This is a genomic window from Acidiphilium acidophilum, from assembly GCF_033842475.1.
GTDB classification, from domain to species: domain Bacteria; phylum Pseudomonadota; class Alphaproteobacteria; order Acetobacterales; family Acetobacteraceae; genus Acidiphilium; species Acidiphilium acidophilum.
In genome coordinates this window covers 2,479,754-2,502,138 of the sequence record NZ_JAWXYB010000018.1, presented here as the reverse complement: position 1 = coordinate 2,502,138, position 22,385 = coordinate 2,479,754, and the positions used below count along the sequence as shown (strand labels likewise).

The 22,385-nt window shown below is 61.3% G+C and carries 20 protein-coding genes, 1 tRNA gene and 2 pseudogenes; 17 read left to right on the top strand and 6 right to left on the bottom strand.

Annotated features, from left to right (window positions below; all coding sequences use genetic code 11):
* The first annotated feature begins 2 nt into the window (after positions 1–2).
* From secY to SIL87_RS14430, 9 genes are all read left to right on the top strand, one after another.
* A complete protein-coding gene (secY, locus tag SIL87_RS14470; protein WP_319614853.1) occupies positions 3–1,352 on the top strand; it encodes a preprotein translocase subunit SecY in 1,350 nt (449 codons plus the stop codon).
* Positions 1,349–2,032: an adenylate kinase gene (locus SIL87_RS14465; protein WP_319614852.1), complete on the top strand. Its 684-nt coding sequence runs from the start codon at positions 1,349–1,351 to the stop codon at positions 2,030–2,032. Before secY ends, SIL87_RS14465 begins: the two co-directional genes overlap by 4 nt.
* Positions 2,033–2,270: 238 nt before the next feature.
* Entirely contained in the window at positions 2,271–2,648 is a 378-nt protein-coding gene (gene rpsM / locus SIL87_RS14460) for a 30S ribosomal protein S13 (protein ID WP_319614851.1), read from the top strand.
* An 82-nt stretch (positions 2,649–2,730) separates the two neighbouring features.
* A complete protein-coding gene (gene rpsK / locus SIL87_RS14455) occupies positions 2,731–3,123 on the top strand; it encodes a 30S ribosomal protein S11 (RefSeq protein ID WP_319614850.1) in 393 nt (130 codons plus the stop codon).
* Positions 3,124–3,230: 107 nt separating this feature from the next.
* Positions 3,231–4,250 (top strand): DNA-directed RNA polymerase subunit alpha, encoded by a 1,020-nt coding sequence (locus SIL87_RS14450; RefSeq protein WP_319615989.1) that lies wholly within the window; start codon positions 3,231–3,233, stop codon positions 4,248–4,250.
* A 31-nt stretch (positions 4,251–4,281) separates the two neighbouring features.
* Positions 4,282–4,716, top strand: coding sequence for a 50S ribosomal protein L17 (gene rplQ, locus SIL87_RS14445; protein WP_319614849.1), 435 nt, complete (start codon positions 4,282–4,284; stop codon positions 4,714–4,716).
* Positions 4,717–4,789: 73 nt separating this feature from the next.
* The gene (locus SIL87_RS14440) at positions 4,790–5,185 is read left to right on the top strand and encodes a hypothetical protein (RefSeq protein ID WP_319614848.1); all 396 of its coding nucleotides are present in this window, start codon (positions 4,790–4,792) and stop codon (positions 5,183–5,185) included.
* A gap of 362 nt (positions 5,186–5,547) precedes the next feature.
* Positions 5,548–7,335 (top strand): ABC transporter ATP-binding protein, encoded by a 1,788-nt coding sequence (locus tag SIL87_RS14435; protein ID WP_319614847.1) that lies wholly within the window; start codon positions 5,548–5,550, stop codon positions 7,333–7,335.
* A gap of 14 nt (positions 7,336–7,349) precedes the next feature.
* Entirely contained in the window at positions 7,350–9,011 is a 1,662-nt protein-coding gene (locus SIL87_RS14430) for a M3 family oligoendopeptidase (RefSeq protein WP_319614846.1), read from the top strand.
* 86 nt (positions 9,012–9,097) lie between these two features.
* Here SIL87_RS14430 and SIL87_RS14425 read toward each other — a convergent pair.
* A pseudogene (locus tag SIL87_RS14425) lies at positions 9,098–9,867 on the bottom strand (IS256 family transposase).
* Between the two features lie 84 nt (positions 9,868–9,951).
* On the opposite strand from SIL87_RS14425, the gene SIL87_RS20170 reads away from it, so the two are divergent.
* From SIL87_RS20170 to SIL87_RS14400, 6 genes are all read left to right on the top strand, one after another.
* Entirely contained in the window at positions 9,952–10,224 is a 273-nt protein-coding gene (locus tag SIL87_RS20170) for a transposase (RefSeq protein ID WP_405055237.1), read from the top strand.
* Complete coding sequence (istA, locus tag SIL87_RS14420) at positions 10,107–11,474, top strand: IS21 family transposase (RefSeq protein WP_405055274.1); 1,368 nt, start codon at positions 10,107–10,109, stop codon at positions 11,472–11,474. The genes SIL87_RS20170 and istA (SIL87_RS14420) overlap by 118 nt, the downstream gene beginning before the upstream one ends.
* Before the next feature lie 32 nt (positions 11,475–11,506).
* Positions 11,507–12,211 carry an IS21-like element helper ATPase IstB gene (istB, locus tag SIL87_RS14415; protein WP_319614845.1) on the top strand — a complete coding sequence of 235 codons (705 nt, stop codon included), beginning with the start codon at positions 11,507–11,509 and terminating at the stop codon, positions 12,209–12,211.
* Between the two features lie 210 nt (positions 12,212–12,421).
* Positions 12,422–12,757 (top strand): hypothetical protein, encoded by a 336-nt coding sequence (locus tag SIL87_RS14410; protein WP_319612377.1) that lies wholly within the window; start codon positions 12,422–12,424, stop codon positions 12,755–12,757.
* 216 nt (positions 12,758–12,973) lie between these two features.
* On the top strand, positions 12,974–14,473 hold the full coding sequence (gene istA, locus SIL87_RS14405) for an IS21 family transposase (RefSeq protein ID WP_319612702.1): 1,500 nt from the start codon (positions 12,974–12,976) through the stop codon (positions 14,471–14,473).
* Positions 14,460–15,131 carry an ATP-binding protein gene (locus SIL87_RS14400; RefSeq protein ID WP_319614844.1) on the top strand — a complete coding sequence of 224 codons (672 nt, stop codon included), beginning with the start codon at positions 14,460–14,462 and terminating at the stop codon, positions 15,129–15,131. The genes istA (SIL87_RS14405) and SIL87_RS14400 overlap by 14 nt, the downstream gene beginning before the upstream one ends.
* Here the strand turns inward: SIL87_RS14400 and SIL87_RS14395 are convergent.
* The gene (locus SIL87_RS14395) at positions 15,106–16,287 is read right to left on the bottom strand and encodes an IS256 family transposase (protein WP_319612316.1); all 1,182 of its coding nucleotides are present in this window, start codon (positions 16,285–16,287) and stop codon (positions 15,106–15,108) included. The genes SIL87_RS14400 and SIL87_RS14395 overlap by 26 nt on opposite strands.
* Positions 16,288–16,391: 104 nt before the next feature.
* Between SIL87_RS14395 and SIL87_RS14390 the strand changes: the two genes are divergently transcribed.
* Positions 16,392–16,586 (top strand): ATP-binding protein, encoded by a 195-nt coding sequence (locus SIL87_RS14390; RefSeq protein WP_319615987.1) that lies wholly within the window; start codon positions 16,392–16,394, stop codon positions 16,584–16,586.
* Positions 16,583–16,822, top strand: coding sequence for a hypothetical protein (locus tag SIL87_RS14385; RefSeq protein ID WP_319612381.1), 240 nt, complete (start codon positions 16,583–16,585; stop codon positions 16,820–16,822). The genes SIL87_RS14390 and SIL87_RS14385 overlap by 4 nt, the downstream gene beginning before the upstream one ends.
* Positions 16,823–17,393: 571 nt before the next feature.
* Here SIL87_RS14385 and SIL87_RS14380 read toward each other — a convergent pair.
* The 4 genes and pseudogenes from SIL87_RS14380 to lepA all read right to left on the bottom strand — a co-directional run.
* Positions 17,394–18,566: pseudogene (locus tag SIL87_RS14380) on the bottom strand (IS256 family transposase); the annotation flags it as partial.
* Positions 18,567–19,001: 435 nt separating this feature from the next.
* A tRNA-Ser gene (locus tag SIL87_RS14375) sits at positions 19,002–19,091 on the bottom strand.
* A gap of 68 nt (positions 19,092–19,159) precedes the next feature.
* Positions 19,160–20,539, bottom strand: coding sequence for a DNA recombination protein RmuC (locus SIL87_RS14370; RefSeq protein ID WP_319614843.1), 1,380 nt, complete (start codon positions 20,537–20,539; stop codon positions 19,160–19,162).
* A complete protein-coding gene (lepA, locus tag SIL87_RS14365; RefSeq protein ID WP_319614842.1) occupies positions 20,539–22,344 on the bottom strand; it encodes a translation elongation factor 4 in 1,806 nt (601 codons plus the stop codon). Before lepA ends, SIL87_RS14370 begins: the two co-directional genes overlap by 1 nt.
* Between the last annotated feature and the right edge of the window lie 41 nt (positions 22,345–22,385).

Sequence of the window (22,385 nt, the reverse complement as noted above, 5' to 3'; positions counted from 1 at the left end):
TCATGGCTTCCGCTGCTGAACAGCTTGCGTCGAGTTTCAATCTCGAAACCCTCTCGAAGGCGACCGATCTCAAGAAACGGATCTGGTTCACGCTGGGGGCTCTGATCGTGTTCCGGTTGGGAACGTATATTCCGATCCCCGGCGTCGATCCGACCGTGATGGAGCATATGCTGTCGCAGAACGGCGGCGGCGTGCTCGGCATGTTCAACATGTTCACCGGCGGGGCGCTGGGGCGGATGACGGTGTTCGCGCTGAACATCATGCCGTATATTTCGGCCTCGATCATCATGCAGCTGCTTCAGGCGGCGGTGCCGACCCTTGAGACCCTCAAGAAGGAGGGGGCGTCGGGGCAGCAGAAGCTGACGCAATATACCCGGTATCTGACCGTCTTCATCGCGCTGGCGCAGTCCTACGGGATTGCGATCGGGCTGGAGCATATCACTTCCTCGGTCGGGCCGGCGGTGATTGAGCCAGGCGGGTTCTTTCTGGTCACCACTGTGATCACGCTCACGGGTGGCACGGTGTTTTTAATGTGGATCGGCGAGCAGATCACCTCGCGCGGAATCGGTAATGGGTCGAGCCTGATCATCTTTTCTGGCATCGTTTCGGCATTTCCCGGCGCGATCGCAAGTGTGCTGCAACTTGGCGCGACAGGCGGACTTTCGACCGGATTCGTGATCGGTTTTTTCGTTATGGCGCTGGTGGTTGTGGCGTTCGTGGTGTTCATGGAGCGGGCGCAGCGGCGGGTACTGATCCAATACCCGAAGCGTCAGGTCGGCAACCGGATGTTCGGCGGCGACTCGTCGCATCTGCCAATGAAAGTGAATACGTCGGGGGTGATCCCACCAATTTTTGCCAGTTCGCTGTTGCTGATCCCGGCGACCATCGTGGGGTTCAGCCACGGTACCGGGCCGGCATGGCTGCAGTTCATGGCGCGCCAGCTTTCGAACGGGCAGCCGGGCTATATGATTCTCTATGCCGGGCTGATCATCTTTTTCTCTTATTTTTATACGGCTGTGGTGTTCAACCCAGAGGAGACCGCTGATAATCTCAAGAAATATGGCGGGTTCGTTCCCGGCATCCGGCCGGGGGCAAACACCGCGAAGTATTTCGATACCGTTCTGACGCGGCTGACCACGATCGGCGCAGGATATCTGGTGATCGTGTGCTTGATTCCGCAATTCCTGATCGGCCAGTTCGATCTTGCGGCGGGGTATTATTTTGGTGGCACATCGCTGCTGATTGTGGTTTCAGTGACGATGGATACTGTGGCGCAGATACAGTCACATTTGCTTGCCCATCAATATGAAGGCCTGATCAGAAAAGGCCGCGGAAGGACGCGAACCAGATGAACATCATTCTCCTCGGACCCCCGGGTGCCGGAAAGGGAACGCAGGCCAAAATTCTGCAGGATCGCTATCATGTCGGGCAGATCGCGACCGGCGACATGCTGCGCGCTGAGGTCAAGGCTGGCACAACGCTGGGCAGGATCGCCAAGTCGGTGATGGAGGCAGGGGAACTGGTGTCGGATGATCTGATCATCGACATGCTGCGCAACCGCCTGGCGCAGGAGGATTGCCGGCACGGGTTCATTCTCGACGGCTTTCCCCGCACGGTGCCCCAGGCCGAGGCACTCGATGCCATGCTGGCGGTGGAAAAGCAGGATCTGCGAGCGGTGATTCTGCTCAAAGTTGATGAAGACGTACTGGTAGAGCGGATCGCAGGACGATTTTCCTGCGCAGCGTGTGGTGCCGGCTATCACGACACGATGCATCCGACCGCCAAAGCGGGGATTTGTGACAAATGCGGCGGCACGGAGTTCATTCGTCGGCCCGACGATAATCCGGTGACGGTGAAGCAACGGTTCGCGGCGTATAACCGGCAGACCGCTCCGATTCTTCCGTATTACCAAGCCAAACATATTTATTACGAAGTCGATGGCATGGCCGATATGGACGATGTGACGATCGCGATCGAGAGGGCGCTGCGGCAGGCCGGTATTTCGATGCCGGAAGCCATGTCGGCGGATTGAGCTGTGCGGCTATTTGTGACGTGATCACGAAAAAGTGATGTTGTTCGATTGACTCAACTAAGTGTCGGCGATAGACAACGCCATCAGCGGCGCTCCCTGGCGGGGCGCCGTACTTTATTCCGATGATGATCTCCGGGATCGGTACCGTTGTTATACGGGTTCGGTTTCTGGCTCATTGTCTATCGTTTGATGACAGCAATCCGCAGCGTCGAGCTGACGGGGACCAAGGAGCAGCAGCGTGGCGCGTATTGCCGGCGTAAACATACCTTCGAACAAGCGCGTGCTGGTCAGCCTGCGCTATATTTACGGCATCGGGCCGACCAAGGCGCGTGACATCTGCACGACGTTGAGCATCGGCGAGGACAAGCGGGTCAACCAGCTGTCGGACGACGAGATCGCGAAGATCCGCGAACTGATCGACAAGGATTACCGCGTTGAAGGTGATCTCCGCCGCGAGGTCGCGATGAACATAAAGCGATTGGTCGATCTGGGATGCTATCGTGGGCTGCGCCATCGCAAGGGGTTGCCCGTTCGCGGTCAGCGGACCCACACCAATGCCCGCACCCGCAAAGGCAAGGCCGTTGCCATCGCCGGCAAAAAGAAGGTCACGAAGTAACCTTTCGGATCTTCGCATCGATGCAATGGCCCGTTACCGGCAGGATTGCCGGCCCTGAGCCGAAAGAAAGACAGGAATTTTCATGGCCAAACCAGCCACCACGCGGCCCCGCCGTAAAGAACGCAAGAACATCAGTTCCGGCGTCGCCCATGTGCTCGCGAGCTTCAACAACACGATGGTGACCATCACCGACGCGCAAGGCAATGCCATTTCGTGGTCGTCCGCCGGAAGTCAGGGGTTCAAGGGCAGCCGAAAATCCACACCCTATGCCGCGCAGGTTGCCGCCGAAGATGCTGGACGCAAGGCGCGCGAGCATGGCATGGAGACGCTGGAAATCGAAGTCAGCGGTCCGGGTTCGGGACGTGAGAGCGCGCTCCGGGCCTTGCAAACCGTAGGGTTCTCGATCACCGCGATTCGAGACCTGACACCGATCCCGCATAATGGTTGCCGTCCGCGCAAGCGCCGCCGCGTCTAAGGTGTCGGCGACGTTTGCCGATGGCGTGCCTGGCGGAAGTTGCGTTTTTTGGATGGTGAGGGCGGTACGCTGCCCAACCGGAGGAATTGATGTTGAAAGACACACATTTGGCGATGCAGCGTAACTGGCAGTCGCTACGCAAGCCTGAGAAACTCGACGTCGAGCCGGGCTCGGATGATCAGCGTATGGCGACAATCATTGCCGAGCCCCTGGAGCGTGGTTTCGGTATTACGCTTGGCAACGCGCTGCGTCGGATCCTGCTCTCGTCGCTGCATGGCGCTGCTGTGACCGCCGTGCGGATCGACGGCGTGCTGCATGAGTTCTCTTCGATTGCCGGTGTCCGTGAAGACGTGACCGACATCGTGCTCAACATCAAACAGATCGCAGTGCGGATGCATGGCGATGGGCCGAAGCGGATGACGCTGGCGGCCAAGGGACCGTGCGAAGTGACCGCCGCGATGATCCAGGCGGGTCATGATATCGAGGTGATGAACCCTGATCTGGTGCTCTGCACGCTCGATGATGGCGCGACTTTGGGGATGGAGTTCACAGTCGATTCCGGGCGCGGCTATGTGGCTGCGTCGGCCAATCGGCCGGAGGACGCTCCGATCGGGTTGATTCCGGTCGACTCCATCTATTCGCCGGTGCGCAAGGTTTCGTATCGCGTTGAGCCGACTCGCGTGGGGCAGGTCACCGACTATGACCGGCTGATTCTCTCAATCGAGACCAACGGCGCGGTGACGCCGGAGGATGCTGTGGCTCTGGCCGCGCGGATCCTGCAGGACCAACTCGGCATGTTCGTCAATTTCGAGGAGCCGCAGCGGTTGCGCTCGGAGGAGCCGCGTCCGGAACTGCCGTTCAATCCGAACCTGCTTCGCAAGGTCGACGAACTGGAGCTCTCGGTACGTTCGGCCAACTGCCTGAAGAATGATAATATCGTCTATATCGGCGATCTGGTGCAGAAATCCGAACAGGAAATGCTGCGCACGCCGAATTTCGGTCGCAAGTCGCTTAACGAAATCAAGGAAGTACTGACTGCCATGGGCCTCGGCCTCGGTATGCTGGTGCCCGATTGGCCCCCCGAAAATATCGAAGATCTGGTCAAGCGTTCAGACCAGCCGTTCTAATCGTTTCTTTTTCTGATCTGGAGTCACCCCTATGCGTCACGGACTTGCTGGACGTAAACTCGGCGTCACCACGTCCCACCGTGCGGCGATGTTTCGCAACATGGCGGTTGCTCTGCTCAAGCATGAGCAGATCACAACGACCCTGCCGAAGGCCAAGGAACTGGCACCGGTCGCGGACCGGCTCGTCACGCTCGGTAAGCGCGGCGGGCTTCATGCGCGCCGGCAGGCCCATGCGGTTCTGCGTGACGAGGTAATCGTCTCGAAGCTTTTTGATGCACTGGCCGAACGTTATCAGGGACGACAGGGTGGTTATACCCGCGTGCTGAAAGCCGGTATGCGCTACGGCGATGCGGCTGATATGGCGGTGATCGAATTGGTTGATCGCGATCCGGCGGCCAAAGGGATCGACAGCGGGCCAAAGCCAGAAGTCAAGGATGACGAGGACGACGTCGCGCAGGCAGCTTGAACTCAATCTTTGTTGAGCGGCACCTGTTCGTGGTCCATCGTCGCGAGTTTTCTATTGCGAATCGGCTCCGATCTTGTATCGTTATGGCATGAAAATTAGTCCGCTCCTGCCTGTTCCTGTCATTCTTCTCCTTGCCTCATGTTCCGGTGGCATGTCGTCCGGACCACTGACGGCGAGCGCGGCTAAGGCCGATAACGCCGCGTTTCTGTCCGGCTTGTCGCCCGCGTCGCGCCAGACCGCCATGTTCTGCCAGGTCCAGATGCAGAACAAACTTGGCGGTACGGTTTATCTTGTGGCGGCACCGTCTTTGCAGGGCAGCGACATCACGGCCAATGCATCTACCAATGCGATGCGGCAGCATCTGTCAGTAGTGTATGATCGGGTCGATAACGGCGCCGTGACCTCGGCAGCGCAGGAATGCCAGCTTCACTCCGAAAACTTGGTCGTGCGGCCATCGCACGGTGAGTAATTTTCGGGCGAAGTTGCGGCGATTTCCGCCGTATCGTTACCATAAATCTGTGACGTCCGACACTTTCAATTTATTCTAGCGCGTTTTTGCTCTGCGGATCGAGTCGCCCTAATCGCTGAAGTACTTTTTTTGCTGGACAGGGCATTCGCTTGTCCGTACTGCTCCTACTCTAGGCAACATTGACCAAGGAGGCATGATGAACATCGTTGTGATTACCTCCTTTTGCAGCGATCGATTTACGCGACCAGCGCGCGTTCGATAGGTCTGCCTGCAGCACCCTTATCCGGGGCGCAGATTCCACTATTTCAGTTCATGTCGACTTTTGAGGGATGATTGCGCGCAAGCGCGATCCTGTTCATTCCATGTTTTCGTCTGAAAAAAATCTGAAATCACCGTTCCGTTCGGTGTTCGGCTTTGTCGGCCGACGTTGGCTCCATCATCGTGTCGTGTTCGGGCTTTGTGCTCTGGCCATGGTGGCTGCAACCATAACCGACGTGTTTATGCCGCTCTATGCCGGCGATCTCATCAATGCGGTGACGGTGCGGAGCACGGCCTCGCTGCATGCGGCGGTAATTGCCCTCGGGATCATTGCGGCCCTTGGCGTGGCGCAGACCGCGCTGCGCTTCGTGGGATATCGCTCGGTGGTCGGGCTCACGCTTGCGATGATGAGCGAAATGGCGCGCGATTCGTTCTACCGGGTCCAGCGCTTCGCCTCGGACTGGCATGCCAATAATTTCGCCGGCGCAATCGTGCGAAAGATCACCCGCGGGATCTGGGCAGTCGATCTGCTCAACGACACCATCCTGATCGCGTTGCTGCCGGCGCTCGCGGTGCTGGCCGGGACCTCCGTGATGCTCGGGGTGAAGTCAATCGCGATGGGCAGCCTGATCGCCGTGGGCGCACTGATTTATGTCGGTGCCACGGTATGGCTGCAGATGCGCTACGTTTCGCCTGCCTCGCAACTATCGAATCGCTGCGATACCGCGATGGGAGCCGCGTTGGCCGATGCGGTTTCGTGCAACGCCGTGGTCAAGGGGTTTGCCGCAGAGACCCGCGAGGATGCGATTCTGGCGCGGGTGGTCGGCAAGTGGCAGCACCGTACCCGGCGGTATTGGTATCGCGGCAATCGGGTCGGCACCGGGCAGGGAGCCGCGCTGATGGTGCTGCGAGTCGCGATCATCGGGTTGGCGCTGTATCTGTGGTGGATCAGGCGGGCGACGCCCGGCGAGGTCGCGACCGTGATCACCGCCTATCTCATCGTGCTCGGCTATCTGCGCGACGTCGGCTATCATATCGCCAATCTCCAGCGCACCGTGAACGAGATGGAGGACATGGTGCGGATGGAGAGCCAGCCCTTCGCAATCGCGGATCGGCCCGGTGCGATGCCGGCGCAGATCCTGCAGGGCGAGATCGTGTTCGATCAGGTCGATTTCACGTATGGCAAGCATGTAGCGCCGTTGTTCGATGATCTTTCGGTAAGGATCGCCTCCGGTGAACGGGTCGGGCTCGTCGGGCATTCGGGATCGGGCAAGACGAGCTTCGTTAAACTGATTCAGCGGCTGCACGATGTGACGGGTGGGGAAATCCGGATCGACGGGCAGAATATCGCGCGGGTGACGCAGGAATCGCTGCGTGCCTCGATCGCGATCGTCGCGCAGGAGCCGATTTTGTTTCATCGCTCGCTCGCGGAGAACATTGCCTATGGGCGGCCCGATGCGAGCATGGCGGAGATCGAAAACGCGGCGATGATGGCCAATGCCCACGAGTTCATCATGCGGCTGCCGAGCGGCTACCGGACACTCGTGGGCGAGCGCGGTGTGAAACTCTCGGGAGGTGAGCGCCAGCGGGTTGCGATCGCACGTGCGTTTTTGGCAGATGCGCCGATCCTGATTCTCGATGAGGCGACCGCAAGCCTCGATTCGGAATCCGAGGCGCTGATCCAGCAAGCGGTTGAGCGATTGATGACCGGCCGCACAGTGATCGTGGTCGCTCACCGACTCTCGACCGTCCGGGCGCTGGACCGCATTCTGGTTTTCGATCAGGGTCGCATCGTGGAACAAGGAACCCATGAGACGCTCACCGAGGCCCATGGCGGGATCTATCGACGGTTGTTCGAGCGCCAGGCGCTGGGATTGATGACGCAACAATGAAGAGGGATCAGTTGATGAAGTTCGATGAGATCGAAGCGGTCAAGCCGACCCGCGAAAGTCTGGCCGAAGCCTATGCAGTGTTGAACGGCTTGCTGGATCGTGGCGCGGTGACCGAGGCGCTGGCGGAATGGGAAGGGCTGCGCCGCGCCACCAGTACCTGGTCCTCGCTGACCCATCTGCGGTTTTCGCAGGATACTTCGAATGCAGAGTACAAGGCCGAACGCGAATATGCCGATGCCCTGGGTCCGGTGATCTCGGATCATGAGACCAGTTGGAAGAACCGGCTGCTCGCGCTCGATCCTGCGTTGATCGAGGGGCAATATGGCAGGCACGCGGTGGATATCTGGCGCAACGACGTGACGACGTTCTCGCCGGCGATCGCTGCGGATCTGGAGGAGGAATCGAAGCTCGAAGCCGACTATACTGCCCTGCTGGCTTCAGCGACTTTCGTGTTCAATGGCGAAACCGTCAATCTGGCTGGGCTGACGCCGTACGGCGAGAGTCTGGATCGCAAGATCCGGCATCAGTCGGCTGCCGCGCGCTGGGGATTTTTCTCCGAGCATGGCGCGGAGTTGGACAATATCTACGACAAGCTGGTCAAGCTGCGCCACAAGATGGCACGGGCGCTGGGCGATGAGAATTTCACCGCGCTCGGTTATCGGCGGATGGGCCGGTTGGATTACGGGCCGGCACAGGTGGCGACCTACCGCGCCGAAGTGCTCAAACATGTCACGCCGCTGGTCGCGAAACTGATCGAGCAGCGGCGGGTCGCCAACGGGCTGGATACGCTCTACGCATGGGACGAAGCGCTGGTTGATCCCCAGGGCAACCCCAAACCGCAGGGCGATCACGACCAACTGGTGGCCCGTGCGAACGAAATGTTCGATGCAATGGACCCGCGCCTTGCCGCTTTTTATCGCCAGATGAACGAGGGTGGGTTCATGGATTTGAAGAACCGGCCTGCCAAGGCGGGCGGCGGGTTCTGCTCCTCGTTTCCGGCGGTAGGGATGCCGTATATTTTCGCTAATTTCAACGGCACGCATCATGATGTTGATGTGTTCACCCATGAAATGGGCCACGCCTTCCAGAACTACCAGAGCCGGAACCAGCCGTCGCTCGACTATCTCTGGCCGACCTCGGAATCCGCCGAAATCCACTCGATGAGCCTGGAATTCCTCGCGTATCCGCACATCGCCCCGATGTTCGGGGAGCAGACGGCGCGTTATCAGCGGATGCACCTGATCGGGGCGCTGGAGTTTCTGCCATACGGTGTGTGCGTCGATCATTTCCAGCATGAAGTCTACGCCAACCCCGAGGCGAGCCCCGCCGACCGCCATGCGATGTGGCGGAAGCTCGAATCGATGTATCTGCCGTGGCGCAACTGGGGTGACCTCGACTACCCGGCGATGGGCGGGCGCTGGCAGGCCCAACTGCACATCTATCGCGCGCCTTTCTACTATATCGATTATACCCTGGCACAATGCTGCGCGTTACAATTCTGGGTAAAATCGCAGCAGGATTATAAGGGCAGCTTCGATACTTATGTTGATCTCTGCGGCCTTGGTGGTTCTGCACCGTTCGGTAAACTTGTCGCGGCCGCAAAGCTGAAATCGCCGTTCGAACCGGGGGCATTGCAGGCGGTGGTGAAAACTGCCGAGGCTGCCCTCGCGGTGTAACAAACGATTGATGATGTAAGGGTGGCGTCTCGGGTTGTGTGGAAATGGCCTTGGGCGGCGTCTCCGGCTGGAGGAACATGACGGGGTCAGGCGACGAGATCAAGATGTATTGAGGCGGGTGGTTCGGCGAGCGTCTGCCACCCGTCGACTTTGCGCATGGCGATCTGCCCGGATGCAAGCAACGACCAGAACAACATCGCTGCGGTTTCGGTCGAGGGCAGGACGGTCTGGGTCTTGATCCGGCGCTTGAATTCCTCATGCAGACGTTCGATCGCATTCGTCGTTCTTGCTGATCTCCACTGGCTTGGGGCAAGCGAGTGAAGGTGAAGAGCCGATCGCCGGCTTCTTCGAGGCTGTCGGCCAAGCCGCAGCATTTCAGACGCCATTTGGCGAGGAACAGCCGGCGCCCGCGCATCACCTCGGCACTGGTTTCGGCGTAGATCATGTCGTTGTAGTCGGCGGTGACCTCCTCGTGCAGGGCGTCTGGCGCATGGGCCAGCAGATTTCGATGCTTGTGCACGGTGCAGCGCTGCGTCGGCGCGTTTGGCCAAAGCCCGGCCAGCGCACGTTCGAGGCCGGCGCCGCCATCGATCAGCAGCAGTTCCGGGGTGCGCAGGCCCCGCGCGATGAGATAATCGAGCACGGCGCGCCAGGCGGCTTCGCTTTCGCCTCCCATGTTCTTCACCGCCAGCAGCAGCTTCTGCCCATCGCGGCGGACACCAAGCACGACCAGCAGTGAGATGTTGGTCGCTTTCCGGTCGAGCCGGACCGTCACCACGGCACCGTCCAGGATCAGCCGGACGATGTCATCATCGGCCAGACTGCGCCGGTTCCAGCCTTCCCAGTCCGCCTTCACCTTTCGCCAAGTACGACTAACCACGTCCTTGCCCCCCCCCCCCGGCCCTTTGGCCCCTTTGGTCGCAAGAGCCCGTGGGTGAAAATGTCCTTCGTCGACGGAGGTTATCAGGGGGATGAAGCCCAGTGCGCAGCCTTCGAGGTGAGCCGTATTTCCCTCACCGTCGTCAAGCGAACTGATAAAGACGTGAAAGGGTTTATCGTGCTGCCGAAACGCTGGGTCGTCGAGCGAACGTTCGGCTGGATGACGAGCGTCTGGAGGCGCTGTTGTTTCCGCCGGTGCCGGACGTGCCGCATGACCAACGCCCGGTGCCGGATTGGTCGGCTGTTCATCGTGATCTGCGCCGGCCGAACATGACGCTTGCGCTGGTGTGGGAGGAATATCGAGCGACCTCGGTGAACGGGTTCGGGTACTCGTGGTTCTGTGATCTTTATCGGGAGTGGGCGGGTCGGCTGAAGCCGACGCTGCGCCAGGTGCACACGGACGGGGAACGGCTATTCGTCGACTTCGCCGGTCAGACGATGGAAGTCATCGATGGGGCGACCGGAGAAGTGACCCGGGCCGAGATCTTCGTTGCGGTCCTCGGTGCATCGAGCTTCATCTACGCGGAGGCGACCGCGAGCCAGGGGCTGGCGGATTGGATTGGCGCGCATGTGAACACTTTGGCCGCGCTGGGCGGGGTTCCGCGGCAGATCGTCAGCGACAACCTCAAATCCGGGATCACCAAGGCCTGCTTTTACGAGCCGGTGGTGAACCGCACCTACGCCGACATGGCAGCGCATTACGGCACCGCGATCATCCCCGCGCGCCCCTACAAGCCGCGCGACAAGGCCAAGGTCGAAGTGGGTGTCCATGTGGTTCAGCGCTGGATTTTGGCCCGGCTACGCAATCGACGGTTCTTCTCGCTGGCAGAACTGAACCAGGCGATCCGTGAGCTGACCGCGCAGTTGAACGATCGGCCGATGCGGGGATGGGGCACAACCCGGCGGGCTCTGTTTGACCAGCTCGACCGCCCGGCGCTGCAACCGCTACCGGCGACGCCCTACGAATATGCCGATTGGAAGCGATGCAGGGTGAACCTCGACTACCACATCGAGGTCGACAAGCATTTCTATTCCGTGCCGTATCGCCTGCTGCGCCAGGAGGTCGAGGCGCGGATCACCGCCAGGACGGTGGAAGTGTTCCATCGCGGCAAACTGGTCGCCGCCCATCAACGCAGCAACCGCCCGCATCGGCCAACGACGCTGGCCGAGCACATGCCGAGTTCGCATCGGCGCTACCGCGATTGGACCCATGAACGCATCCAGCGCGAAGCTGCGGCGATCGGCGATGACACGGCTGCTCTGGTCGAGCTGATCCTGCGCTCACGGCCGCATCCGGAACAAGGCTTCCGCTCGTGCATCGGTATTCTTCGGCTTGCCAAGCAATACGATGCCGAACGCCTCGATGCCGCCTGCGCGCGGGCGCTGGGCCTCGGCACACGCTCCTACAGCTCGGTGGCGGCGATTCTGAAGAATGCTCGGGAAAGGAAGGTCGCGAGCCCGTCTCAACCCGAACAACCCAGCCTGTTCCACGAGAATATCCGTGGCCCCGGCTATTATCATTGACCCGGCTCTTATCATTGAAAGGAACCAACACGATGCTGATCCATCCCATGGTGGAACGCCTGCGCGGCCTGGGCTTGGCTGCGATGGCCGATGCCTTCACCGAGATGCAGCACCAGTCCGCGGCCGACGATCTGCCGCGCGAGGACTGGCTCGGCCTGATGATCGACCGCGAGGTTACCGCACGCGACAATGCCCGCACCTCCCGCCGGCTGCGCCTCGCGAAATTGCGGCAGGCTGCAGCGGTCGAGGATGTCGACCTGCGCACACCCCGTGGCCTCGACCGCGGTCTGTTCCAGTCGCTGACCACCTGTCGGTGGATCCGAGAGGGCCAGCACGTGCTGATCAGCGGTCCGACCGGTGTGGGGAAATCATGGATTGCCTGCGCTTTGGGCAACAAGGCATGCCGTGAGGGCGTCTCCGTTCTGTACCGGCGCGCCCCGCGCCTGTTTGCCGATATCGCCACGGCCCGCGGCGAAGGCAGGCTCGCGAGGCTGATGACCACGCTCGAACGCACCCGCCTGCTGATCATCGATGATTGGGGACCCGAGCCGCTGACCGCCGAACAGCGCCGCGACCTGCTCGAGATCGTCGATGATCGCGACGGCAAGGGCGCCCTGCTGATCACAAGCCAGGTTCCCATCGGCCGCTGGCACGAAATCATCGGCGATCCAACCCTGGGCGATGCCATCCTCGACCGCATCGTTCACCGTGCCCACCGCATCTGTTGGCGGCGGTGAGAATCCGCGCATAAACGGCGCGGGGCGCTTGGAGCGGCAATAATTGCCTTGTGCGGCACCCTGTAGTCGGGTTGCGCTTCCTGCACTGGTTTCGATGGCTCCCGAGGGATTTCGTGGTTGTGTGGACGGCGCGGTGGGTGAGGTGACGCGCTGTCAGGTGCTGGGGTAGGTTTGCCGCTATTGAGGGGCAAGCACGGCGCCGATCTCGACTTGGCGGTTCTGCTCGACGCCGTGCCCCGCACGGTGCCGGAGCACGCATGCAAGGCCAGTATTTCCGCAATCATAATCAGCGTCTACAGGGGAATTGTGACTGTGACGGTGCGGCCCCGATATCGGCCCGGATGTTTTTATGTGCAGCCTGCCGCGTGCAGGTGGTGGTGTGTCGGTCTTGTGATCGCGGCCAGATTTATTGTGCGGGAGAATGCGCCCTCCTGGCGCGTTGTTTGGCGCAACGCGCCGCCGCTCAACGTTACCAAACCAGCCGACGTGGGCGATTTACTCATGCAGCCCGGGCACGCCGATATCGGGCTCGATGCAAAAACGTGACGCATCAGGGTTCACTGCCAGCTCGATCTGGTGATCTGCTGGCGTCGAACTCGCCAGCGAGTGCGAGCGGCGCAACGCCTCAGGCAGTCTGCGTCCAGCGATCCGTTGCGCACTGCCACTGGTGCGGGCAGCGATGCTCTGGGCTGGTCCGCCAAGGTTTCCTGCGCCGCCGCGGTCCCGTGCGAGATGTGATGCCATCCCGCGGGAGATCTGGACATGGTGATACCGGCTGACATCGAGGCACAGATCCTCCGCTACTATCATGCCGAGAGATGGACCATCGGCACGATCGCCCAACAATTGCATATTCATCATAGCGTGGTGCGCCGAGTTCTGGGGCAAGCTGGTCTTCCCAGGATTGGTTCACCGGCCCGCGCGTCGCGGATCGATCCCTATCTGCCGTTCATTCACCAGACCCTGGAGACGTTTCCCAGCCTGACCGCGAGCAGGCTTTATGCGATGGTCTGCGAGCGCGGTTATCGCGGCAGTCCTGACCATTTCCGCCACATCATCGCCTGCCACCGACCCCGGGCAAAAGTCGAGGCCTATTTGCGCCTGCGGACGCTGCCCGGCGAACAAGCGCAGGTGGATTGGGGCCATTTTGGCCACCTCGAGATCGGGCGCGCGCGGCGACCGCTGATGGCCTTCGTCATGGTGCTGAGTTATTCGCGCCAGATATTCCTGCGTTTCTATCCGGACGCGCGGATGGAGAACTTTCTGCGCGGCCACGTTGGGGCCTTTTCTGCCTGGGGCGGGGTTCCTCGTGTTTTGCTCTACGACAACCTTAAAAGTGCGGTTCTGGAACGGCGCGGTGATGCCATCCGCTTCCATCCCACCTTGCTGGGTTTTGCCGGGCATTACCGCTATGAGCCGCGCCCCGTGGCGATCGCCCGCGGCAACGAGAAGGGGCGGGTCGAGCGGGCGATCCGCTACGTCCGCGATAGTTTTTTCGCCGCGCGCCGCTTCACCGATCTTGCCGATCTCAATACCCAGGCCGATGCTTGGTGCAACGGCCCGGCTGCCGACCGCCGCTGCCCCGAGGAATCACTGCGCAGCGTCCGCGAGGTCTTCGCCGAGGAAGCCAAGCGGTTGCTCGCGTTACCCGACAACCCGGCACCTCTGCTCGAGCAGGTGGCGGTCAGGGTCGGCAAGACGCCCTATGTCCGCTTCGACCTGAACGATTACTCGGTTCCCCACGATCATGTCCGGCGCGGGTTGACCATCCTCGCCGATCCGCAAGAGGTACGAATCGTCGATGGTAGCGCAGTGATTGCCCTCCATCCGCGCTGTTACGACAAGGGTGCGCAGATCGAGGAGCCGGCCCATGTTCAGGCTCTGGTCGATCAGAAACGCTCGGCCCGCAAGCATCGCGCGACCGATCGTCTGGTGCGGGCGGCACCTGCCAGTCAGACCTTGTTGATGCGCGCCGCCGAGCGCGGCGAAAATCTCGGCGCCATCACCGCCACCTTGCTGCGGTTGCTCGATCGCTATGGGGCGGGTGAACTGCAAGCCAGTATTTGCGAAGCGCTGACTCGCAACGTTCCTCATCCCAATGCCGTCCGCCTCGCTCTCGATCGGCGGCGCGAGGAACGGGGCGCTGCGCCGCCGGTCGCTGCCGGACTGCCCGCCCATGTTCAGGCCCGCGATCGACCGGTCAAACCGCATGCCCTCGAAACATACGACCAGATCAAGGATTGTTCCGATGACAACAACTGAACCTGAAGCCCTGCGGGCCCGCGCCGAGGCACTGCACCTGCATGGCCTGATCGCACATTGGCCCGAGGTTGCAACCCAAACCTGGTTACCCCCGCTGCTTGCCTGGGAGGAACAAGAGCGATCCTGCCGCAGCCTAGAGCGCCGGCTGAAGACCGCCCACATCGGCCGCTTCAAGCCGCTTTGCGACTTCGACTGGTCCTGGCCAAAGCGATGCGATCGCGCCGCCATCGATGCCCTCATGGCGCTCGACTTCCTCACCGACGCCTCCAACATCGTCTTCGTCGGCCCAAATGGCATCGGCAAGTCGACGTTGGCCCAGAATATTGCACACCAAACGTTGATCGCGGGGCATACCGTGCTGTTCACCAGCGCCGGCCAGATGCTCGGCGACCTCGCCGCACTCGATAGTGATTCCGCTCTGCGCCGTCGGCTCCGCCACTACGCCCGCCCTCAACTCTTGGTCATCGATGAGGTCGGCTACCTGGCCTACTCCAACCGTCATGCCGATCTCATGTTCGAGCTGATCTCACGGCGGTATCAGAACAAGAGTACCATCGTCACCACCAATCGACCGTTCGCTGAGTGGCGCGAGATTGAGCAACCTGATGTCTGGAAAATAGGGCGAGCGGGGGTCAGGCATCCTGGTAGTCCCACTTGATGTAGCCCTTGGTGTCGGCGGCCCATTTTTCATCGATTTCGACGAGGACGGCGCTGACGAGGCGTTCGAGGGAGGCTTCGTTGGGGAAGACCCTGATTTTGGTGGTGCGGCGTTTGAGTTCCTGCTGGATGCCGCGTTCCATGGGGTTGGAAGTGCGAAGCCGGCGCTGGTGGGGTTCTGGCAGTGTGAAGACGGTGAGGCCTTCGGGGATATTTCGTTCGAGCCAATCGGCGAGCTTTGGTGCGGTGTCGCGATAGGCATTGACGAGGGTTGTGAGAGCGATCTGGGCAGCGGCGAGGGAATTTGCGTTCCAGACGGTCCGGAGTTCTGCGCCGATGCGTTTGCGGATGGCGTGGTTGGGGGCGTGGTGGATGGCGTTTTGGGCGAGGTGGAACTGGCATCGTTGCCAGTGTGCGGCGCCGAAGACGGCGCGGCGTGCGGCGTGCAATCCGGCATGGTCATCGGAGACGATGAATTCGACGCCTCGCAGGCCACGCTGATGGAGGCTTTCGAGGAAGGCACGCCAATGGACTTCGGCCTCGGAAAGGGCGACCGAGACGCCGAGGACACGGCGGCGTTCATCGGGTCCGATGCCGATGGCCGAGAGCACGGCGGCATCGCGGACGACGCCATTATCGCGCATTTTTTCATATCTGGCGTCGAGGATGAGGTAGCGGATCTCGGCGAGGGGTCGGGTGCGCCAGGCGGCGAGTTCGTCATCGAGCAGCTTGCTGGCGCGGCTGACCTGAGCGGAGGAGAGGCTTTCGATGCCGAATTCGCGCATGACGGCCTCGACGTCGCGGGTGGAGACGCCTTTGATGTACATTTCGGCGACGGCGACCATGACGGCGCGGACCGAGCGTCGGCCGCGTTCGAGGGACTGTGGGTAGAAGGGTTCGCCCACGTGACCGGCGGTTTTGGGGACATCGACGGTGATCGACCCGGCCGGGGTATCGATCCGCTTGGGCTTGTAGCCATTGGCGTAACCCTGACGATCGGGGTTGCGCTCGTAGTGACTGGCGTGGAGGAAGCGTTCGCGCTCGATCTGCATGGCGAGTTCGAAGGTCCTGGCAAATACCGTGGCGATATCGCCTGCGCCGTTTTCGATCAGATGTTCCAAAAGTGCCTCGATAATCGTATCCTTTTTGGCGTCCATTCATCGGTCTCCATGTTGGTGTGAACAACTGCATGGAATACCAGAATGAACAGCCCTTGCCGGGGCATGCCCCGGCAAGGGCACCAACTCCCAACCCAAAATGAATTTCCAGACGTCAGGTTACACCACCGTGGCGCGAGGTCTTCCCCAACGCGGCCTGCGTCGTGTCCCTGGTTGATCGCCTGATCCATAACGCCGAAATCATCGCGCTCGACGGCGAGTCCTACCGCCTCAAGGAAGCGCGCGAACGGGCGGATCAGCGCGCCGGCCAGCGCCGCGCCCGCAATGCAAAATCATGACAAAATCCCGAAAGGGCCGTGCAAAGAATCCGGCGCACTTGCAACCAATTATCCTCGAAATCCCGATCCACTGGACGCCAGATCAGGCCCTTGCGATCTTCGAGCTACTCGACGATCTGAGAGAAAAAATCTGGGTCCGTTATAATTGCCAGATTCAGCGCATGATGCGCGAGCAACACCAAGCTGATCATTTCGAGGATATCGCCCCAATCGGCGGACCACCTCAGGTCTTCTGATCAACCGCCTCCGCGCCTTGGTGTGACGACCCCCCAGGCCGATTGTACACCGCCTCCGCGCTTCTCTTCAGCAACCATCCTGTGGTTCGACTAAAGCGGCCATCCTGTCGTCCCGACCTGCATACCAAAACACCGTCGCGCGCAGTGGCGGTCAAGGATGGCCGGAGGCCACCGCGCTCTTGCGCGGCGCGCAGCGTCCTTGACGGCCGCGAGCACGGCGGAACCATCAAAGCAGAAGGGCAGCACATCACCACCGCTCCATCAGGATCAAGCCGCCTTCGAAATCAGCCGATATATCTTCCCGCGCCGTTTATGCGCGGATTCTCACCGCCGCCAACAGCATCGAACTGAAAGGAGAAAGCCTGCGAAAACGCCAAACCCTCACCCCTTCACCCGACTTGACGAACACCGGAAAGAAATGACACCTGTTCAACCGTCAGTGGTAGCCCACAACACCGCGTCATGCCGTTCCCCACGCCAGCCTCAGGCATGGTGAACATCATGATCGCGATCACCGGAATCAGTGATCGCGATCGACCGGAATGGATGATCGCGATCAACGGAATACGCACTGGACGGTCCATTCGTCGTTTTGTTCGAGCAGGATGGCGCCGACGAGGCGACGAATGGCGGGTTCATTGGGGAAGATGCCGACGACATCGGTACGGCGTTTGATTTCGCCATTGAGACGCTCGATGGGATTGGTCGAGTGGATTTTGGTGCGGTGTTCCCTGGGGAACCCCATATAGGCCAACACATCATCCTCCATTTCATCCATCATGGCGGCGAGTTTGGCGGCTTTGGGGCGTAACTGGTCGGCGACCTGGCACCATTGGTTGCGAGCACTGGCGGCATCGTCCTGGGCAAAGGCGGTGCCGACGAAGGCGGCGACAACGCTACGCCCCTGGCGGCCGGCATGGGCCAGCAGGTTGCGCATCATATGGACACGGCATCGCTGCCAGGTGGCGTGCAGCACTTTGGCGATGGCGGCCTTCAGACCCTCATGGGCATCCGAGATCACCAGCTTGACGCCGCGCAGACCGCGCCGGGCGAGGCTGCGGAGGAATTCGGTCCAGAACGTTTCCGCCTCCGACGCACCGATCGCCATGCCGAGGACCTCGCGACGGCCATCACCATTGACGCCGGTTGCGATGGTGACGGCGACCGAGACGATCCGGCCGGCCTCGCGCACCTTCAGATAGGTGGCATCCAACCTCCGGGGCGTTTCCAGCCGCGCTTCGCACGACTGGAACCTTGCGCCCCTCCGCCACACATACGGCCAGTCGCCCTCAAGGGGACGGTTCAGAAAATCGTTGATCTTGTCGTCGATCTCGCCGCACAGGCGTGAGACCTAGCTTTTGCTGATCCCGCTCATGCCGAAGGATTGCACGAGTTCATCGACCGAGCGGGTCGAGACGCCCTGGATATAGGCCTCCTGGATTACGGCGGCCAGCGCCTTCTCGGCGATCCGACGGGGCTCAAGAAAAGCCGGGAAATAACTGCCGTGGCGCAACTTGGGCAGGCGCAACTCGATCGTTCCGGCCCGGGTTTCCCAGGTCCGGTCGCGATACCCGTTGCGCTGGTTGACCCGCTCGTCGCTGCGTTTGCCATAGGGCGCGCCGGTCAGGCTTTCGGCTTCCAGCTCCATCAGCCGTTGGGCCGTAAAGCCCACCATCTCGCGTAACAAATCGGTGTCGGAGCTCTTCTCCAGCAGCGCGCGAAGGGCCATTGTGGGGTCGGTCATCGTTCGGATCTCCTCGGATCTTTGTTGGTCGGTTGCAATTCCAACCATAACCGAAGACCGACGATGACCACCGCTGTGGATAAGTAGCCCGCCTGCGCCAGACTCGTTGCCCGGTCGCTCCGGCGGGCTACTTACCCACAGCTCCTACACCACCCAAGGGGACGCAACCCCTCGAAATCTTCGAATCCGTCGCGCGAGCCGCCCGCTCGCGCAGCGCCATAGCCGACAAGTCCAAACGCGTTATCGCTACCGTCATCGCAAACCTCCTCCAGGGAAGTTCAGCGAATCATACCCGCCCGAGCCGCGACAACTCACATTCGAGTCAACGGAACCTCAGGTTGGTATTAGGGCAAATCCGGGTCGATGTGAGTGGACGAAAACGCCAATCAACCCATTAAAGTCAAAGACTGTATGGGACAGTGCTGGATATAGGGGTGGCGGAGGGAGTGGGATTCGAACCCACGGTACGCTTTCACGCACACACGCTTTCCAAGCGTGCGCCTTAAACCGCTCGGCCATCCCTCCTGCGTGCGCGGTTCATAGCCAACAAGTTCGAGGGCAACAAGTGGCGGGCGCGGGCGAGGGGGCAGGTATTACGGTTCGGCCTGGGAGGGCAAGCCTAGCAGAGGCGAGGCCTCGGCGTCGTCGATGGCTTCGACTTCGCGCAGGGTGCGGCCCACGGCGCGGATGCGGATTTGGGTTTTGTCGATTTCGGTGCCGATATCGGTGGCCCGTTTGGCGAGCTTGTCCATCGCCTCGCCCAATTTGCCCCATTCCGCTTTGACCGCGCCTAGGATTTTGCCGATTTCGCCTGCTTTGCGTTCGAGTTGCACCGTAAAATGGCCGACACGAATCGTGTGCAGCAGGGCCGGGAGCAGGCTGGGGCTCTGAATCAGCACGCGGGTTTCGCGCTGGATGGTCTCGATCAGCCCGGGCACCCGCGCCACCTCGGCGAACAGGCCCTCGCTTGGCAGGTAAAGAATAGCGATGTCGGTGGTGCGGGGGGGACGGATGTATTTCTGGGCGATTTTCCGGGCTTCATTGCGGATGCGGGTAGCGAGCGCCGCGATCGCGCTATCCTCGGCAGCGCGATCGCCGGCCTCGGCGGCGAGCAGCAGGCGATCGTAATCCTCGGTCGGGAATTTCGCATCGATCGGCAGATAGACCGGTTGCTCGCCTTCCCGCACCGGCATGCGGAGCGCGAATTCGACCGTCTCGGCGCTGTTCGGATCGGATTTGAAATTCGCTTCGAACGTGCCGGGAGGCAGAGTGTCTTCCATGGTCTGCCGGATCTGCGCCTCGCCCCAGCCGCCGCGGGACTTCACATTGGCGAACAGGCGTTTCAGGTCGCCGACCTGCACGGCGACGTTCTGCACCTGGCCGATCGCCTGCTGCACTAGGGCGAATTGCTCGGAAACGCGCTGGAAGCTTTCGCCGATCCGCTTTTCGAGGGCGGATTGCAATTGCTCATCGACCGCCGCGCGCATCGCTTCCAGCTTCGCCTCGTTCCCGACGCGGATTGTCTCCAGCTTGCTCTCGACCTGAGCGCGCAGCTTTTCCTGCTCGTCGCGCAATGCCACCGAGACACCGGCGAGATCGCGGCTGACCCGGTCGGCGAGCCCGGTCTGGCTTTCCGTCAGGCGCGCGATCACAGCGAGGGTTTCGCTCAACGCCTGGGCCCGTCCGGACTGGGCGGCGGCTTCGGCCTCGCCCAGCCTCTGGGTCACCAGAAGCGACAGGTCGCCGATCGTGCCGTTGATCGTGCCGAAGCTGCGTGCCAGATGCTCAGCCTGGCTCCGTGCCCCGTCCTGCAACCGCTCGATGCCGCCCGCCAACGCCGCCCGCGCCGGTTCGGCCATCGCTGCGGGCAGGGTTTCGAGGACCGAAAGACGTCGCACCTGCCGGAGCAGCAGGGCGAGGATGACCAGCAGCAGCAGGCCGATGACGGCCAGCCCCACCTCGATCGGCAGCATCAGGCGTCCATTTTCAGGGCGGCGAGGAACGCGGATTGCGGGATTTCCACCTTGCCGAACTGGCGCATCCGCTTTTTGCCCTCTTTCTGCTTGTCGAGCAGCTTGCGCTTGCGGGAGATATCGCCGCCATAGCACTTCGCCGTCACATCCTTCGACAGCGCGCTGATGGTCTCGCGCGCGATCACCCGGCCGCCGATCGCCGCCTGGATCGCGATTTTGAACAACTGTTTGGGAATTAGGTCCTTGAGTTTGGCGCAGATCGCCCGGCCACGTGTTTCCGCGACCGATTTGTGAGCGATGAACGACAGGGCATCGACCGGCTCAAGGTTCACCAGGATCGAAATTTTCGCAAGATCGCTCTCGACGTAATTATCCATCTGGTAATCGAAACTGGCATAGCCGCGCGAGATCGATTTCAGACGGTCGTAAAAATCGAATACCACCTCGTTCAGCGGCAGCCGATACACCGCCATCGCACGGTTGCCGACATAGGTGAGATCGACCTGATGGCCGCGCCGCTCGTTGCACAGCGTGAGCACCGCGCCGAGGTAATCGTCCGGCACCATGATGGTCGCCTTGATCCACGGCTCCTCGATATGGTCGATCACCGAGCCGTCCGGCATGTCCGCCGGGTTGTGCAGGTCCATGGTTTCGCCATTGGTCTTGGTCAGGCGATAGACCACGGAGGGCGCGGTCGCGATCAGGTCGAGGTCGAACTCGCGCGAGAGGCGTTCCTGAACGATTTCGAGGTGCAGCAGGCCGAGAAAGCCGCAGCGGAAGCCGAAGCCCAGCGCCGCCGAGGTCTCCGCCTCGTAATGGAAACTCGCATCGTTCAGCCGCAGGCGGCCGAGGCTTTCGCGCAGTTTTTCAAAATCATCGGCATCGACCGGATACAACCCGCACCAGACTACCGGGATCGAGGGTTTGAAGCCGGGCAGGGCTTCGGTCGCCGGGTGACGGTCATCGGTGATCGTGTCGCCGACGTTGCAATCCGCGACGGTCTTGATGGCGGCGGTGATGAAGCCGATTTCGCCGGGCCCCAGATCGGGTTCGGGGCGCAGTTTCGGCGCGAACACCCCGACCTGTTCGACGGTGTGCACCGCCCCGGACGACATCATCCGGATTTTCATCCCCTTGCGCAGCCGGCCGTTCTTGATCCGGACCAGAATGATCACGCCAAGGTATTGATCATACCAGCTATCGACCAGCAGCGCGGTCAAGGGCGCGTTTTCATCCCCGACCGGGGGCGGCAGGCGCGTGACCAGCGCTTCGAGAACGGTGTCGATCCCGAGGCCGGTCTTTGCCGAGATTTCCAGCGCATCGGACGCATCGAGCCCGATCACGTCCTCGATCTGCTGCTTGACCCGCTCGGGTTCCGCCGCCGGCAGATCGACCTTGTTGAGCACCGGCACGATCTCGTGGTTGGCGTCGATCGCCTGATAGACATTCGCCAGCGTCTGCGCCTCGACGCCCTGCGAGGCATCGACCACCAGCAGCGAGCCTTCGCAGGCGGCGAGCGAACGGCTCACCTCATAGGCGAAATCGACATGGCCGGGCGTGTCCATCAGGTTGAGGATGTAGGTCCTGCCGTCTTTGGCTGGATAGCTGAGCCGCACCGTCTGCGCCTTGATGGTGATGCCGCGCTCTTTTTCGATATCCATGTTGTCGAGCACCTGCTCGGTCATTTCGCGTGCGGTCAGCGCGCCGGTGGCCTGGATCAGCCGGTCCGCCAGGGTCGATTTGCCGTGGTCGATATGGGCGATGATCGAGAAATTGCGGATCAGTTCGGTGGGGGTCGTGGTCATGTGTGTCTCTTAATCGAAAATCACCCCCGTGTCAGCGCATC

What these genes read in the sequence shown, in the direction of transcription:
- SIL87_RS14465 (WP_319614852.1), top strand. Translation starts at nt 1,349, where the DNA reads ATGAACATCATTCTCCTCGGACCCCCGGGTGCCGGAAAGGGAACGCAG.
- rpsK (WP_319614850.1), top strand. Translation starts at nt 2,731, where the DNA reads ATGGCCAAACCAGCCACCACGCGGCCCCGCCGTAAAGAACGCAAGAAC.
- rplQ (WP_319614849.1), top strand. Translation starts at nt 4,282, where the DNA reads ATGCGTCACGGACTTGCTGGACGTAAACTCGGCGTCACCACGTCCCAC.
- SIL87_RS20170 (WP_405055237.1), top strand. Translation starts at nt 9,952, where the DNA reads ATGTCCTTCGTCGACGGAGGTTATCAGGGGGATGAAGCCCAGTGCGCA.
- SIL87_RS14370 (WP_319614843.1), bottom strand. Translation starts at nt 20,539, where the DNA reads ATGCTGCCGATCGAGGTGGGGCTGGCCGTCATCGGCCTGCTGCTGCTG.
- istB (WP_319614845.1), top strand. Translation starts at nt 11,507, where the DNA reads ATGCTGATCCATCCCATGGTGGAACGCCTGCGCGGCCTGGGCTTGGCT.
- SIL87_RS14395 (WP_319612316.1), bottom strand. Translation starts at nt 16,287, where the DNA reads ATGGACGCCAAAAAGGATACGATTATCGAGGCACTTTTGGAACATCTG.
- SIL87_RS14400 (WP_319614844.1), top strand. Translation starts at nt 14,460, where the DNA reads ATGACAACAACTGAACCTGAAGCCCTGCGGGCCCGCGCCGAGGCACTG.
- SIL87_RS14385 (WP_319612381.1), top strand. Translation starts at nt 16,583, where the DNA reads ATGACAAAATCCCGAAAGGGCCGTGCAAAGAATCCGGCGCACTTGCAA.
- SIL87_RS14430 (WP_319614846.1), top strand. Translation starts at nt 7,350, where the DNA reads ATGAAGTTCGATGAGATCGAAGCGGTCAAGCCGACCCGCGAAAGTCTG.
- secY (WP_319614853.1), top strand. Translation starts at nt 3, where the DNA reads ATGGCTTCCGCTGCTGAACAGCTTGCGTCGAGTTTCAATCTCGAAACC.
- istA (WP_319612702.1), top strand. Translation starts at nt 12,974, where the DNA reads ATGGTGATACCGGCTGACATCGAGGCACAGATCCTCCGCTACTATCAT.
- SIL87_RS14435 (WP_319614847.1), top strand. Translation starts at nt 5,548, where the DNA reads ATGTTTTCGTCTGAAAAAAATCTGAAATCACCGTTCCGTTCGGTGTTC.
- lepA (WP_319614842.1), bottom strand. Translation starts at nt 22,344, where the DNA reads ATGACCACGACCCCCACCGAACTGATCCGCAATTTCTCGATCATCGCC.